The sequence below is a fragment of the Sorangium sp. So ce128 genome, assembly GCF_051525245.1.
GTDB lineage: Bacteria > Myxococcota_A > Polyangia > Polyangiales > Polyangiaceae > Sorangium > Sorangium cellulosum_B.
In genome coordinates, this window is the sequence record NZ_CP150313.1 from 8,374,940 (window position 1) to 8,388,047 (window position 13,108).

Annotated in this window: 11 protein-coding genes; 6 read left to right on the forward strand and 5 right to left on the reverse strand. The window is 73.4% G+C overall.

The annotated features are described in order from the left end of the window. The first annotated feature begins 310 nt into the window (after positions 1–310). Positions 311–901 carry an N-acetyltransferase family protein gene (locus WME82_RS31765; RefSeq protein WP_437740239.1) on the forward strand — a complete coding sequence of 197 codons (591 nt, stop codon included), beginning with the start codon at positions 311–313 and terminating at the stop codon, positions 899–901. A gap of 200 nt (positions 902–1,101) precedes the next feature. Further along, positions 1,102–2,301: an MFS transporter gene (locus WME82_RS31770; RefSeq protein WP_438038368.1), complete on the forward strand. Its 1,200-nt coding sequence runs from the start codon at positions 1,102–1,104 to the stop codon at positions 2,299–2,301. A gap of 194 nt (positions 2,302–2,495) precedes the next feature. On the opposite strand, the gene WME82_RS31775 is transcribed toward WME82_RS31770, so the two are convergent. Beyond that, positions 2,496–3,728 carry a M14 family metallopeptidase gene (locus WME82_RS31775; RefSeq protein WP_438038369.1) on the reverse strand — a complete coding sequence of 411 codons (1,233 nt, stop codon included), beginning with the start codon at positions 3,726–3,728 and terminating at the stop codon, positions 2,496–2,498. Positions 3,729–3,836: 108 nt separating this feature from the next. On the opposite strand from WME82_RS31775, the gene WME82_RS31780 reads away from it, so the two are divergent. Together WME82_RS31780 and WME82_RS31785 are read left to right on the forward strand one after the other, a co-directional pair. Continuing rightward, positions 3,837–4,388, forward strand: a complete 552-nt coding sequence (locus tag WME82_RS31780) for a hypothetical protein (RefSeq protein ID WP_438038370.1) — start codon at positions 3,837–3,839, stop codon at positions 4,386–4,388. Between the two features lie 103 nt (positions 4,389–4,491). Next, the gene (locus tag WME82_RS31785; protein ID WP_438038371.1) at positions 4,492–6,888 is read left to right on the forward strand and encodes a fused MFS/spermidine synthase; all 2,397 of its coding nucleotides are present in this window, start codon (positions 4,492–4,494) and stop codon (positions 6,886–6,888) included. Positions 6,889–6,968: 80 nt separating this feature from the next. Here the strand turns inward: WME82_RS31785 and WME82_RS31790 are convergent, their stop codons facing one another. Next, positions 6,969–7,787, reverse strand: coding sequence for an OmpA family protein (locus WME82_RS31790; RefSeq protein WP_437851149.1), 819 nt, complete (start codon positions 7,785–7,787; stop codon positions 6,969–6,971). A gap of 100 nt (positions 7,788–7,887) precedes the next feature. On the opposite strand from WME82_RS31790, the gene larE reads away from it, so the two are divergent. Continuing rightward, on the forward strand, positions 7,888–8,748 hold the full coding sequence (gene larE, locus WME82_RS31795) for an ATP-dependent sacrificial sulfur transferase LarE (protein WP_437740245.1): 861 nt from the start codon (positions 7,888–7,890) through the stop codon (positions 8,746–8,748). Between the two features lie 19 nt (positions 8,749–8,767). Here larE and WME82_RS31800 read toward each other — a convergent pair whose 3' ends face one another. The 3 genes from WME82_RS31800 to WME82_RS31810 form a co-directional block, all read right to left on the reverse strand. Beyond that, positions 8,768–9,613, reverse strand: a complete 846-nt coding sequence (locus tag WME82_RS31800) for a pyruvate, water dikinase regulatory protein (protein WP_437740246.1) — start codon at positions 9,611–9,613, stop codon at positions 8,768–8,770. Between the two features lie 101 nt (positions 9,614–9,714). Then, positions 9,715–10,815, reverse strand: coding sequence for a molecular chaperone DnaJ (dnaJ, locus tag WME82_RS31805; protein WP_438038372.1), 1,101 nt, complete (start codon positions 10,813–10,815; stop codon positions 9,715–9,717). A 52-nt stretch (positions 10,816–10,867) separates the two neighbouring features. Further along, positions 10,868–12,625 (reverse strand): class I adenylate-forming enzyme family protein, encoded by a 1,758-nt coding sequence (locus WME82_RS31810; protein ID WP_438038373.1) that lies wholly within the window; start codon positions 12,623–12,625, stop codon positions 10,868–10,870. 59 nt (positions 12,626–12,684) lie between these two features. Here WME82_RS31810 and WME82_RS31815 point away from each other — a divergent pair, with 59 nt between their 5' ends. Continuing rightward, a complete protein-coding gene (locus WME82_RS31815) occupies positions 12,685–13,089 on the forward strand; it encodes a PilZ domain-containing protein (RefSeq protein ID WP_437740249.1) in 405 nt (134 codons plus the stop codon). Positions 13,090–13,108: the final 19 nt, after the last annotated feature.

Below are 13,108 nucleotides of genomic sequence, written 5' to 3' on the forward strand. Positions count from 1 at the left end.
CGTTAACCAAGCTTCACGCCGCGTTCTCCTACATCCGAACGTGAACGTGGTCGTGGTCGTGGTCGTTCACGACCTAACGTTGACGACCACGACCACGACCACGACCACGTTCACGTTCACGACCACGTAAACGTTCACGTTCACGACCACGTAAACGTTCACGTTCACGTTGGTGACGCCCTGCGCGGCGCCCGGCCGTCCGCGCCCCTCCGGCCCGAGCTCGCCTGGCCGGCCCCGCCCTGCTGCCGTTGGAGGTCGCGCGGGCGCCAGGGCGGCACTACGCTCGGCGTGGCGCTGCGCGCGCCGCGGCATGATCCCCTCCCCCGCCCTCCACGCCATCGCCCCGGCCCACCGCTCGGACGCGCGGGCCTTCGCGGCCTACCTCATCGAGCACGTCGCCGAGTCCGGCCGGCGCGGAGTGCCCCATTTCGCCATCGCGACGTCGCTCGCCCCCGACGAGGTCGAGCACAGCGCGCGCGACCGCTGGGGCAAGGGGCTCGACGAGCCGCTCTGGGGGCGGGCCTGGCTGCTCCGGTCGAGCGAGCCGCGGGCGCGCATCATCGGGCACATCGAGCTGCGCGGCGGCCGCGTCTGGTCCGAGGGCCACCGCGCCGTCGTCGCGATGGGCATCCTCGGCCCCCACACCGGGCAGGGCCACGGCCGGCGCCTGCTCGAGACCGCGATCGCGTGGGCCCGCGACGAGGCGGGCCTCGAGTACCTCGACCTCGGCGTCTTCGCCAACAACGAGCGGGCCAGGCGGCTCTACGCGGGGATGGGGTTCGTCCCGATCGGCACCCGGGAGGACGCGTTCCGGGTCGACGGCGCCATCCTGGATGACATCCAGATGACCCTCGCGCTCCGCTCTCCCGACCCGCGCGCGGTCGCCCCGTCGGAGCGCTGAGCCACGGCGCGGGCGTCCCCGGGCCCGCCCGCGGCCCGGCCCGTGCCCCGCGCGAGCGCTGGACGCGCGCTGGAGGGTACCCGCCGCGGCGCAGATGCGTCATGAGGACAACGCCGTCCAGGCGCCCGTCCGGAGGCCCGGCCATCGCCGGCCCGGTCGCCGGCGGCCGTCACCGCAGTCCATCGCCACCGAAAGCCATCATGCTCCGCTCGCCGCTCCTGCCGATCTTCCTTACCGTCTTCGTCGACGTCCTCGGCCTCACGCTCGTCCTCCCCCTCCTCCCGTTCTACGCCGAGCACTTCGGCGCCAGCGAGCTCGTGGTCGGCGTGCTCGCGGCGAGCTACGCGGTCTGTCAGCTCGTCTCCGGGCCGATCCTCGGCCGGATCTCGGACCGGGTGGGCCGCAAACCCACGCTGCTCGTGAGCCAGACCGGCACGTTCCTCGGGTTCCTGGTGCTCGGCTCGGCGAGCTCGCTCTGGATGCTGTTCCTCGGGAGGATCATCGACGGGCTCACGGCCGGGAACCTGACGATCGCGCAGGCGTACATCAGCGACGTGACCCGTCCCGAGGAGCGCACCAAGGCGTTCGGCCTGATCGGCATCGCCTTCGGCTCCGGGTTCCTGCTCGGCCCGGCCATCACGGGGGAGCTCGCGAGCCGCTTCGGCTACGGCGCGCCGGCGTACGGGGCGGCGGCGCTGTCGCTCCTGTCGGTCCTCCTCACGGCCACGCTGCTCCCGACGAAGCCGCCCGTGCCGGCGGTTCAGGACGGGGCGACCGCCGCGGCCGCCCGGCCGGCGTCGCTCGGCCGCGGAGACGCCTTCCGCCGGTACTTCGACCGGCCGCTCCCGCGCCGCCGGCTGCTCGAGTTCTTCGCCTTCTCTCTCTCCTTCTCGACGCTCATCGGCGGCCTTGCGCTCTTCCTCGAGCGGCGCTTCGCGTTCGGCGTCAAGGAGACGGGCTATCTCTACGCCTTCTCCGGGCTCATCGGCGGCAGCATCCAGGGCGGCCTGATCGGCCGGCTGGCGAAGCGGTACGGCGAGGAGCGGCTCGCGCTGCTCGGCTTCGGCACGATGGTGGTCGGCTACGGCCTGCTCGGCGTCGCGTACACCTTGCCCGTGCTGCTCACGCTCGTGGGGATCGCGGCGTTCGGCGCGGCGGTGGTGAGGCCGGCCGTCACCACGCTCCTCACGAAGAGCGTCGGCCGCGACGAGCAGGGCGCGGCGCTCGGCGTGAGCCAGTCGCTGGCGAGCATCTCGCAGATCATCGGCCCCATCGGCGCCGGCTGGCTGATCGAGCACCGGGCGCTCGCGGCGTACGGCCTGATGGCGGCGAGCTTCGCCGCCCTCGGCGTCCTCCTCGGCCTGCAGAAGATCCCCGTCGGCGAGCCGATCGAGCTCTGAGCGCCGCGCCCGGTTCCTCGCGGAACCACATCGGTCTCCGCCCCCCTCTGCACCAAGCAGAGCCGCAGCAGAGCGGCGGTCACCCGCACAGGAGACGGGCCCAGATCGGCGTTTTCGGCGCGCAAGCGCACTCCGGTGCGCTGAGCACCGAAAACGTCGAGATGGGCCCGTATCCGAAGCGGGTGACCGCCGCTCTAGGCGCGCGCACCCTTCACAAAGGGTAGGAGGGCGTCGACGAGCGGCGGCGTGGCGTCGTCGAGACGCCGGGGGTTGTGCCAGGCGAACGGCTCGACGAGGCGCGACGGCCGGAGGCCGAGCTTGCCGCGCGAGCACTCCACGAGGAGCGACAGCGCCCCGTGACGATCGTGGAGCCAGTCGATCTCCAGGCCGGCCTTGCGGACGCCCCAGGCGAAGCGGACGTAGGGCATGGCGCGGTACGGCCTGCGGTCCGCGGCGCGCGCGATGCGCAGCGCGAAGGCGCGGTGCTCGGCAGCGTCGGCCACGGGCCAGAGGCTGTGCGCCGGCGGGTACAGCACGGCGCCGCCGGCGCTGTGCAGCGACAAGGCGCGGTCGATCCGGCGCGACGACAGCGCGTGCGCGATGGCCTCCACCTCCGGCTCGCTGGCGGGGCGGCTGCCGGGCGAGAAGAGGAGCCCGATGAAGCGCTGGATGAGGCCGCGCTCGTACCATCCCGCGTCGAAGTTCCGGTTCAGGTCGACGCCCCGGGCATTGCCCCGCACGTACCGGTGTCGCCCGGCGCGGAGGTTCATCTCGACGCGGAGGAGCCCATCCGGGTTCACGATCGGGACGGCGAGGATCGACCGGCCCCCGAGGTCCTGGGTCGCGAGGCGATCGAGCAGCGCGAGGTGGGCCTCGATGCCGATCCACTCGAGGGGGTGGATCCCGGACAGGATCACCGTCGTCCGCACGCGCTCGCGCGACCCGGCTCCCGTCGAGGGGCGCAGGCTGGCGCGCTCGGCGCGCTCGGTCAACTGAGCGAGGGCGGCGTCGCTCGGCGCCGGGTCGTCCGCGCCGCCCGGCGCGCGGCTGCCATCGGGATCCGGCGTCCCATTCGACGTGCCATCGAGCGGACGGAGTGAGACGCCGTTCGCAACGCTCTGTCCTCCCTGGGCGCTCGGCGCCAGGAGGCCTGCGGTTTGCTTCTCGCCGCGCGCAGCGGCCAGGCTGGCTGCGCCGAGGTGCACGGCGAGCAGCGGCTCGCCCCGGATCGAGCGCCCGATCAGCGTGACCTGCGCGCCGCGGTCGGCGAGCCGCTCGATCGCCTCCAGGAGCTCGCCATACCCGCGGTAGGGACCGAGCCCGCGGCGAGCGAGCAGACGGGAGAGCGGCGCGCGTCGGTGTATAAAGAGGGCCGCCCTCAGGGCAGCCCGGCCTTGCTCTTCCGACGCCTGATCGGACTTCGGCATGCAGGGCTCACCTTTACCCTAGATGGCACGAACTATAGACCACCGGCCGCGCGTTCGTGCGATCCGGACCAGGTCAAACCAGGGATTACCGTGGCAGCGGGCGCGCATATGGAATTCGACGGCAGCGGGTGGGCGGAAGGACGTATCGAGCTGCTGCCTCCGAGCCAGGGGTGGTCGCTGCTGTCGCCGGAGCCCGAGGCGCGGATCGACGAGCACCGCTGGGCACATCAGGCGCGCGTCTTCTTCGGGGCGGAGCTCACGCTCGTGCAGAAGAAGGCGTATCCGTCGGGGAGCACGCCGATGGCCGACGCCGTCGAGGTGGACGTCGCGCGCACCTCCTCTTCTTCTACTTCCACACCGCGCGAAACGAGCCGCGTGCTCGTCATGACGGTGCCGCTGGATCGCGCGCCGCTCGTGCGAGCGGCGGCCGCGGCGGGGGTGCGGGCGATCGGCGGGCGCGGGTTCGACGCGCTGCTCGCGCGGGCGCGGCGGGTCTGGCAGGTGCGAGAGCCGCCGATCGCCGGCGACGACGCGCGAGCGCCCCTGGTCGTCACCGCGGTGCTCGCGGCGGTGCTGCTCGCGCCCGTGGTGCCGCCCGGCGAAGAGACGATCTTCGGGGTGAAGGGGGCCAGAGAGCGGCTGCAGCGGCTCGGCTGGTGACGGGGCGGCGCGTCGCGCCCGCCCTCGGCCGCCTGCCGAGGGATGTCGTGCTCGGCGCTCTGAGGTGCCTGCTCGTCGGGCGCCTGTACTAGCGTGCGCGCCCGTGCGCTCCCGCTTCCCGCTCGTGGTCGCCCTGTTCTTCGTCTCTGGCGCGACCGGCCTCCTCTACGAGGTCGCCTTCTCCAAGCTGCTCGCCTACGTCTTCGGCGCCACCGCGTATGCCGTGAGCACGGTCCTCGCCGCCTTCATGGGCGGCCTCGCCCTCGGCGCGCACCTCGGCGGACGCCACGCCGCGTCCGCGCGCCGCCCGCTCGTCGTCTACGGCGCGCTCGAGGTGATCGTCGGCGCGATCTGCGCCGTCTCGCCGTTCCTGTTCGAGGCGCTGACCTCGGCCTACGTCGCCGTCGCCCGCGCAGCGCCCGACTCGCTCGCGCTGCTCACCGCGGCGCGCGCCGCGCTGACCGCGCTCGTGGTCGTCGTCCCCACGGTCGCGATGGGCGCCACGCTGCCGGTGCTCTCGCGCATCCTCCGCGCCGGCGCCGCGCCGGACGGCGGCGCGCCTCCCGCCGAGCACGACGCCGCGCGCCGCCTCGCCTCGCTCTACGCCATCAACACGGCCGGCGGCGCGGCCGGCGCGCTCTCCGGCGCCTACGTGGTCCTCCCGCACCTCGGCATCCGAGGCGCGCTCTGGTCCGCGGCGATCGCCAACATCGTCCTCGGCGTCGTCGCGATCTCCGCCGGGCTGCGCGGCCCGGCGCCTTCTGCCGCCGCCCCCGACGCGTGCTCCCCCGAGGCCCGCACCGCGGACGCTCCGCTCCCCGCGGCCGCAGGCCGGGTTGAACCGCCGTTCCTGCTCCTGCTCGCGTTCGCGTCGGGCTTCCTGGTCTTCGCCGCCGAGGTGGTCCAGACCCACCTGCTCGCGCTGCTCATCGGCAACAGCGCCTACGCCTTCGGGCTGATGCTCGCCGTCTTCCTCGTCTGCCTCGCGGCCGGCGCCGCGCGCTCTCCTGCCCTCGCGCGCCGCCACGGCGAGGGCGCGCTCTCCCGGGGGCTCGCCGCCGCCGCGCTCTCGCTCGCCGCCACCGTCCCGCTCTGGGACCAGCTCCCGCGGCTCTTCGCCTTCGCGGGCAAGCACGTCGACGGGTGGGCCGGCCGCGAGGCGTGCCGCGCGCTCGCCGCCCTCGCGATCCTCGCGCTGCCCACGCTGTGCATGGGCACCACCTTCCCCCTGCTCCTCGCGCGCGCCGCCGCGCACGCCGACGTCGCCGCGCGCGTCGGCAGGCTGACCTCCGCGAACACCCTGGGCACGATCGCCGGCTCCATCGTCACCGGCTACCTCATCCTGCCCGCGCTCGGCTCCGAGCGCGCGCTCCTGACGATCGCGCTCGCCTTCGCCCTCACGGCCGTCCTCGCCGCCGCGCGCGCCGGGGCGGAGCTCCCCCGCGCCCTCGCGCTGGCCGCGGCGGCGGGGGCGCTCGCCGTGCTCGCGCCCCGCTGGGACATGGCCCGCCTCACGAGCGGCGCGAACGTCTATTTCGCCATGGGGCCGCGCCCCGAGCGCATCGACTTCGTGCGCGAGGACGTGCACGGCGGCGTCACCACGGTCGCGCACCTCGCCGGCGTCACGACCATGTACACGAACGGCAAGTTCCAGGGCGACGACGGCCCCGAGATGACGGCGCAGCGGCGGTTCGCGCACTTCCCCTCGCTCTTCCTCCGCGACACGCGCGCCGCGCTCGTCATCGGCCTGGGCACCGGCACGACGACCGGCACCATCGCGGCCTACCCCTTCGAGCGCATCGACGTCGCCGAGATCTCGCCCGCGATCGTCGAGGCGTCTCGGCGCTTCTTCGCCGGCCCGAGCCTCCGCGCGCTCGACGATCCCCGCGTCCGCCTCTCGCTCAACGACGGCAGGAACGAGCTGCTCGTCGCCGCCCCGGGCCGCTACGATCTCATCGCCATCGAGCTCACCAGCGTCTGGTTCGCGGGCGCCGCGAGCCTCTACAGCCACGAGTTCTACGAGCTGGCCCGGTCGCGGCTCACCCAGGGCGGCGTCTTGCAGCAGTGGGTGCAGCTCCACCACATCCGGCGGCGCGAGCTCGCCGTCGTGGTGAGGACGATGCGCAGCGCATTCCCGCACGTCGCGCTGTTCGTGGGCGGCGCGCAAGGCATCCTCGTCGCGAGCGGCGCGCCGCTCGTCGCCTCGGGGGCGCGCCTCGCCGGGCTCGACGCGCGCCCGTCGCTCCAGGCGACGCTCGCCGGCGCGCGGCTCGAGGACCTCCTCGACGCCCTCGTCACCTCGGGCGACGATCTCGATCGCCTCGTCGCCGACGCGGCCGAGGACGGCGGCCCGATCCTGTCCACGGACGACAACCTCTACCTCGAGTACGCCACGCCGAAGGGGAACGTGCTCCCGTACGGCGCGTCGCTCGACGCGACGCTCGCGCTCCTCGAGCGTTACCGGACGCGGGCGCCGCGCACGCGGCACCTCGCGCCCTGAGGTCGCTCAGCCCCCGCCCGCGGGCGCCTCGCCCTGAGGTCGCTCAGCCCCCGCCCGCGGGCACCTCGCCCTGAGGTCGCTCAGCCCCCGCCCGCGGGCGCCGCGCCACCCTTCGCGGGCGCGCTCTCCTTGGCCGGCGCGCTCGGCGCGGGGGGCTCGCCCTCCTGCGCCTCCGACGTGGCCCGCGGCTTGACCTGCACCGGCTTGATCTCGTCGCCCGTCGCCACGAAGCCCTTGCGGGGCGGAGGCGCCTTGAGCTGCGCGGCCTGCTCCGCGCGCTGCTTGCGCTGCTCGAGGCTCAGCACCTCCAGCGCCAGGCCGCCCCTGTACGGATCCTGCCCCAGGAAGGGGCGCCCGTTCACCTCGGCCACGTGGAACTCGACCCGGCGGTTCTCGCTGCGGCCTGCCGCGATCTCGTTCGGCCCGAGCGGGCGCGACTCGCCGAAGCCCACGGCGATCAGCCGGTCGCTCTCGACCTCGTGATCGACCAGCCAGTCGGCGACCGCGAGGGCGCGCCGCGCGCTGAGCGCCTGGTTGTGCTCCTCGCTCGACTGCGCGTCCGTGTGCCCCTCGATCCGCAGCCGCGTCACCTCGGGGTGCTCCTTGATGAACTGGAGCAGCGTCTCCAGCGTCTTCTCGCTGCCCGGCCGGATCGTCGCCTTGCTCGTGTCGAAGACGATCTTGCCCTCGATGTAGACCTGGCTCTCCCCGCCCTGCTCCGACCAGGGCTTCTCCGGGTACCATCGCGGGAGCGCCTGCTGCTCCTCGGCGCGCGGCAGCTCCCGCGGCGGCAGCCGGTTGTCGCTGCACCCCTGGCCAGCAAACGCGGCGGGCGCGAGCGCCGCCGCGAGCGCGAACGGCAGGGAGGTGCGGGCGGCCTGCTTCCTCTTCGGGTCCATCTGGCCCTGCAGCGTGTCAGAACCGGCGCTCGGACCGCAAGTAACCTGGCGGACGCCGGGCCGACCGGCGCGGAACGCGGCTTATGGTAAGAGGATCGCCATGTCCGCGCTGTCGTCCACGCCCGAGGGCTCGCCCATTGATGCCAAGCTCGCCGGGCTGCGCGCCCGGCTCCGGGAGCTCGGATCGGTCCTCGTCTGCTACTCCGGCGGGGTCGACAGCGCCTTCGTCCTCGCGGTCGCGCACCAGGAGCTCGGCCCGAGGGCCGTCGGGATGACCGCGGTCTCGCCGAGCCTCGCGCCGGCCGAGAAGGAAGAGGCCACCTCGATCGCCCGGCTGATCGGCGCCGATCACCGGCTCGTCGAATCGTCCGAGATCGACGATCCGCGTTACGTCGCGAACAACCCGGATCGCTGCTTCCACTGCAAGAGCGAGCTCTACCGGATCGCCGCGCGAAGGCGATCCGAGTGGGCGCTCGCGGCGATCGTGAACGGCACCAACACCGACGACCTCGGCGACTACCGCCCCGGGCTGGAGGCGGCGCGGGAGGCGGGCGTGCTGAGCCCCCTCGTCGAGCTCGGCTTCAGCAAGGCCGATGTGCGCGCCGGCGCGGCGCGCGTCGGCCTGCCTATCTGGGACAAGCCGGCCGCGGCCTGCCTCTCCAGCCGGATCCCTTACGGGACCAGCGTCACGCGCGAGCGGCTCGCGCAGATCGGCGGCTTCGAGGCGGCGCTGCGCGGCATCGGGTTCCGCCAGGTCCGCGTCCGATACCACGACGACCTCGCGCGCATCGAGCTCGACGCGGGCGAGCTCGCGCGCGCCGCCGAGCCGCCGGTGCGCGCCGAGATCGTGGCCGCCGGCAAGCGGCACGGCTTCCGGTACGTGACGCTCGATCTAGGCGGGTACAGGACCGGCAGCCACAACGAGGTCCTCGTCGGCCGCGCCCTCAAGATCGTGAGCTGATCTCGCTGGAGCCGCGGCCTCACACGAGCGAGGAGCGCACGACCTTGGCGCGCTCGTCGCGCTCCTTCAGGTGCTCGAGGATGATCACCGCCGTCTCCTCGATGGCGCGCTTGGTGACGTCGACCACCGGCCACTCCGGGTGCGCGGCGAAGAGACGGTTCGCGAAGTCGAGCTCCTGCCGGACGTGCTCGCGCATCGCGTAGTTGGTCTCGGAGGGCATCCCGAGCTGGCGCAGCCGCGCCTGCCGGATCTCGCAGAGCTGATCGATCCCGATGGTCAGCCCGACGACCCGATCCTGGGGGGCCTCCATCAGCTCGAGCGGCGGCGGGACGCCGAGCACCAGGGGGAGGTTCGCGACCTTGAGGCCGCGCTGCGCGAGCAGCGTCGACAGCGGCGTCTTCGACGTGCGCGAGACGCCGACGAGGACGATGTCGGCCCTCTTGAAGTTCCGCGGCTCCTTCCCGTCGTCGCTCTTCACCGCGAACTCCACCGCCTCGATGCGCCGGAAGTACTCCTCGCTCAGCGGGAGCATCGCGCTCGGCAGGTTGATCGGCTCCCGGTCGAGGAAGGTGCCGAGCCGGACGATGAGCGAGCCGATCAGATCGATCGCCTCGATGTTCAGCTCGGCGGTGGACGCATGCAGGAACTCGCGCAGCTCGGGGCTCACCACGGTGAACACGACGAGCGCGCCCTCCCGGGCCGCGCGCTCGAGCACCGGCCGCGCGACCTCCGGCGTGCGCACCCGGGTGTGGAGGCGGATCTGCACCCCCGCGTCCGGGTACTGGAGGAGCGCGGCGCGCACGGCCTTCTCCGCCGTCTCTCCGGTGGAGTCGCTCAGGACGTCGATGAACTTCGCCTTGTCCATGTCCGATCCCTCCGTCGCCATGTCGGCTCAGGCGCTCGAGGCAGGGCTCGTGCCTCGGCGTTCAGCAGAGCGCGAAGGATCGCGCGCGGCCGCGCGCCAGGTCAACCAAACAGCCCCTTCAGCTTCTCCATGAAGGTGGCCTGCTGAGGCTGCACGTTCTCGCCGAGCTCCTTCGCCAGCTGCGCGATGAGCTCCCGCTGCGTCGCGGTGAGCTGCGTCGGCACCTCGACGCTCACCTCGACGAGCTGGTCGCCGCGCCCGCCCACGACGCGACGCGGTATGCCCCTGCCCTTGATCCGGAGCACCGCGCCGGGCTGCGTGCCCGGGGGGATGCGGAGCCGGCCCTTCCCCTCCAGCGTCGGGATCTCCAGCTCGCCGCCGAGCGCCGCGCGCGCGAACGAGATCGGCACGGAGCACACCACGTCGTCGCCGACGCGGCGGAAGAGCTCGTGCGGCGAGACGCGGATGGTGAGCTCCAGATCGCCCGGCCCCCGGTCGGAGCGGACGGCGTTGCCGCCGCGCTCCACGAGCCGCGTCGCGCCGTTCTCCACGCCCGGAGGGATCGTCACCTCGATGGTCTTCTGCTTCGCCGCGAGGCCGGCGCCGCGGCACGTCCTGCACGGGTCGGTCACGATCCGCCCCGTGCCGCGGCACCGCCCGCAGGGGCGCTCGATCGCGATGGGGAACATCCCCTGCTGCATCCGGACGCGGCCGCGGCCCGAGCACGCCGAGCAGCGCTCGGTCGACGCGCCCGGCGCGGAGCCCGAGCCGGCGCAGTCGCCGCACGGCTCGACGCGATCGTAGGTGATCTCCTTCGCGCAGCCGAACGCCGCCTCCTCGAAGGTGATCCGCACCTCCTTCTGCAGCGTCCCGCGGTCGCCGACCCGGATGCCCAGGGCGCCGAGGAGATCGCCGAAGATGGCGTCCAGGTTGAGGTCCTGCATGTCGAAGGGCACGCCCGGGACCCCCGAGCCGGCGGAGGCGCCGACGGCGGCGGGGCCGAACCGATCGAACGCCGCGCGCTTCTGCGGATCGCTCAGGATCTGGTAGGCCGCGTTCAGCTCCTTGAAGCGGACGTGCGCGCCCTGATCCCCCGGGTTCTTGTCGGGATGGTGCTGGCCGGCGAGCCGCCGGAAGGCGCTCTTGATTTCATCCTGCGTCGAGGAACGCTCGACGCCCAATACTTCGTACGGATCCCGCACGACGTGCGAAATAGCATCGATCGCCCTCCCGGGACAGCGGCTACCGGGCCGCCTAATCCGCTGATTTCCCTTCGGGCCCGGCGAGTTCGCACTTCATCACCTTGCCCGTCGGGTTGCGCGGCAGCGCGTCGACGAAGACGACCTCGCGCGGGACCTTCGGGCCCGCGAGCCGCGCGCGGCAGTGCGCCCGGATGTCGCCCTCGCTCGCGGTCGCGCCGGGGCGCAGGGCGACGACCGCGCGCACGCGCTCCCCGAAGGCGCGATCCGGGACGCCCACCACCGCGGCCTCGGCGACCGCCGGGTGCTCGTGGAGGACCGACTCCACCTCGGCGGGGTACACGTTCACGCCCCCCGAGATGATGAGCTCCCGCTTGCGGCCCTCGAGGTGGTAGCAGCCGCGCGCGTCGCGGCGGGCGAGGTCGCCGACCGAGAAGTAGCCGTCGCGCGTCGACTCGCGCGTGGCGCCTGGGTCCCTGTGGTAGCCGGAGACCAGCAAGGAGCTCCTCACGTAAAGCTCGCCCACCTCGCCGTCCTGGCACGGCGTCCCGTCCTCGCGCGCGAGCAGCAGCTCGCTGCCGGCGACGGGGCGCCCGATGGTGCCCGGCGAGGCGCGAAGATCCCCGGGGCCCGCGATCGTCACGATGCCCGTCTCGGTCGCGCCGTAGAAGTTGAAGAGCCGGTCGCCGAACGCCGCCATCACCTCCGCCGCGAGCGCCGGCGAGAGCGGCGCGCCGCCCACGAAGATCGCGGTGAGCGACGACGTGTCGTAGGCGCTGAGCCGCGCCTCGCCGAGCTCGAGGACGCGGTGGAGCATCGTCGGGACGACCGCCGTGGTGGTCACGCGGTACCGCTGGATCGCCTCGAGGAAGAGCTCGGGCTGGAACTCCGGGAGGATCACGATCGTGGCGCCGACGATGAGCGACAGGTTGACGAAGCCGAGCGCCGTGAGGTGGTAGAGCGGGCACACGGCGAGGTGCACGTCCCCCGCGCGCATCGGGGTCGCGCCGATGGCCCCGAGCGCCGGCAGGACGATGCCGCCGCCGAAGCCGCGCACCGCGCCCTTCGGCTTGCCGGTGGTGCCGGACGTGTACATCACCACCGCGGCGCGCTCGCTCCGATCCGGCGAGGCGCCCCGCTCGGCGGCGAGAGCGTCGAACGCGGCGAGGAGGTCGTCGAGGTGCGAGAAGCCCGGGGCGCGCTCGCCGATCGCGATCATCTCCTCGGGCGGGATCCCCTCGAGCCGCGGCGCGGCCTCGCGGATCACGCCGGCGATGTCGGAGTCGAACAGGAGCAGGCGCGCCCCGGAGTGGCCGGCGAGGTAGGCGAGCTCCGCGGGGGTCGATCGCCACGAGGCCGCCACCACGGACGCGCCGACGCGGGCCAGCGCGACCTGGCACATCAGGAACTCGGGGCGGTTCTTGAGCGCGAGCAGCACGGCGACGCCCGGGCCGACGCCGCGCCGGTCGAGCGCGGAGCCCAGCCGATCGATGGCCTCGTTCAGCGCGAAGAAGGAGTAGACCCGATCCTCGGCCGGGGGCCCCGCGCCTCGCTCCGCCGCGCGGGGCGCGAGGCTCGCGAGGCCCAGCGGCTCGATCACCGCGATCCGGTGGGGGCTGTTCTCGGCGTGGAAACGGAACAAGAGCGACGGGTTCGCCTTGCCTCTCGCGAGCTCGCGCGCGAGCACCTTGAGCCCCGGCCAACGCAGCGCGGCGAGCAGCCCCGCCTGCGTCACTGCCCGCCCGGCGGCGAGCGTCGCGTCGATCGTGCCTCGCCCGCTCGCCAGCGCGGCCCTGACCCCTCCGAGTCGCATGGCCGGCGACTTTACTCTGGTCCGCATTGGCCCGCATGCGCCGTGGTAGGGTGGGTCCCGTGACGGATGCTGACCGCCGCTCGGCCCATCGCGCCGCGATCGAGCTGAGCGTAGAGTACAAACGGCTCAACACGTTCTTCGCCGACTACACGCGCAACATCTCGAAAGGCGGGACGTTCATCCGGACGGATCGCCCGCTCGCGATCGGCACCGAGTTCGTGTTCGCCCTCTCGATCCGGAACCTGGCCGAGCCGCTCCGCCTTCGCGGGCGGGTGAAGTGGATCGTCACGACCGCCGAGGCGACAGAGTCGGCTCCGGCGGGGATGGGGATCGAGTTCCAGTACACGAGCGAGGCGGAGCGCGCCGCCACCGAGGCGGTGGTCGAGCAGCTGATGATGAGCGAGCTCGGCGAGACGCTCGCCTCCAAGCTGCTCGGCCGCAAGCTCGGCGACGGCTCGCGGTAGCGCCTCCGAGGGGTGCGCT

Bases quoted from the DNA above. Each gene is read 5' to 3' on its own strand.
- larE (WP_437740245.1), top strand. From the start codon at position 7,888: ATGTCCGCGCTGTCGTCCACGCCCGAGGGCTCGCCCATTGATGCCAAG.
- WME82_RS31790 (WP_437851149.1), bottom strand. From the start codon at position 7,787: ATGGACCCGAAGAGGAAGCAGGCCGCCCGCACCTCCCTGCCGTTCGCG.
- WME82_RS31765 (WP_437740239.1), top strand. From the start codon at position 311: ATGATCCCCTCCCCCGCCCTCCACGCCATCGCCCCGGCCCACCGCTCG.
- WME82_RS31775 (WP_438038369.1), bottom strand. From the start codon at position 3,728: ATGCCGAAGTCCGATCAGGCGTCGGAAGAGCAAGGCCGGGCTGCCCTG.
- WME82_RS31770 (WP_438038368.1), top strand. From the start codon at position 1,102: ATGCTCCGCTCGCCGCTCCTGCCGATCTTCCTTACCGTCTTCGTCGAC.
- WME82_RS31810 (WP_438038373.1), bottom strand. From the start codon at position 12,625: ATGCGACTCGGAGGGGTCAGGGCCGCGCTGGCGAGCGGGCGAGGCACG.
- WME82_RS31780 (WP_438038370.1), top strand. From the start codon at position 3,837: ATGGAATTCGACGGCAGCGGGTGGGCGGAAGGACGTATCGAGCTGCTG.
- WME82_RS31800 (WP_437740246.1), bottom strand. From the start codon at position 9,613: ATGGACAAGGCGAAGTTCATCGACGTCCTGAGCGACTCCACCGGAGAG.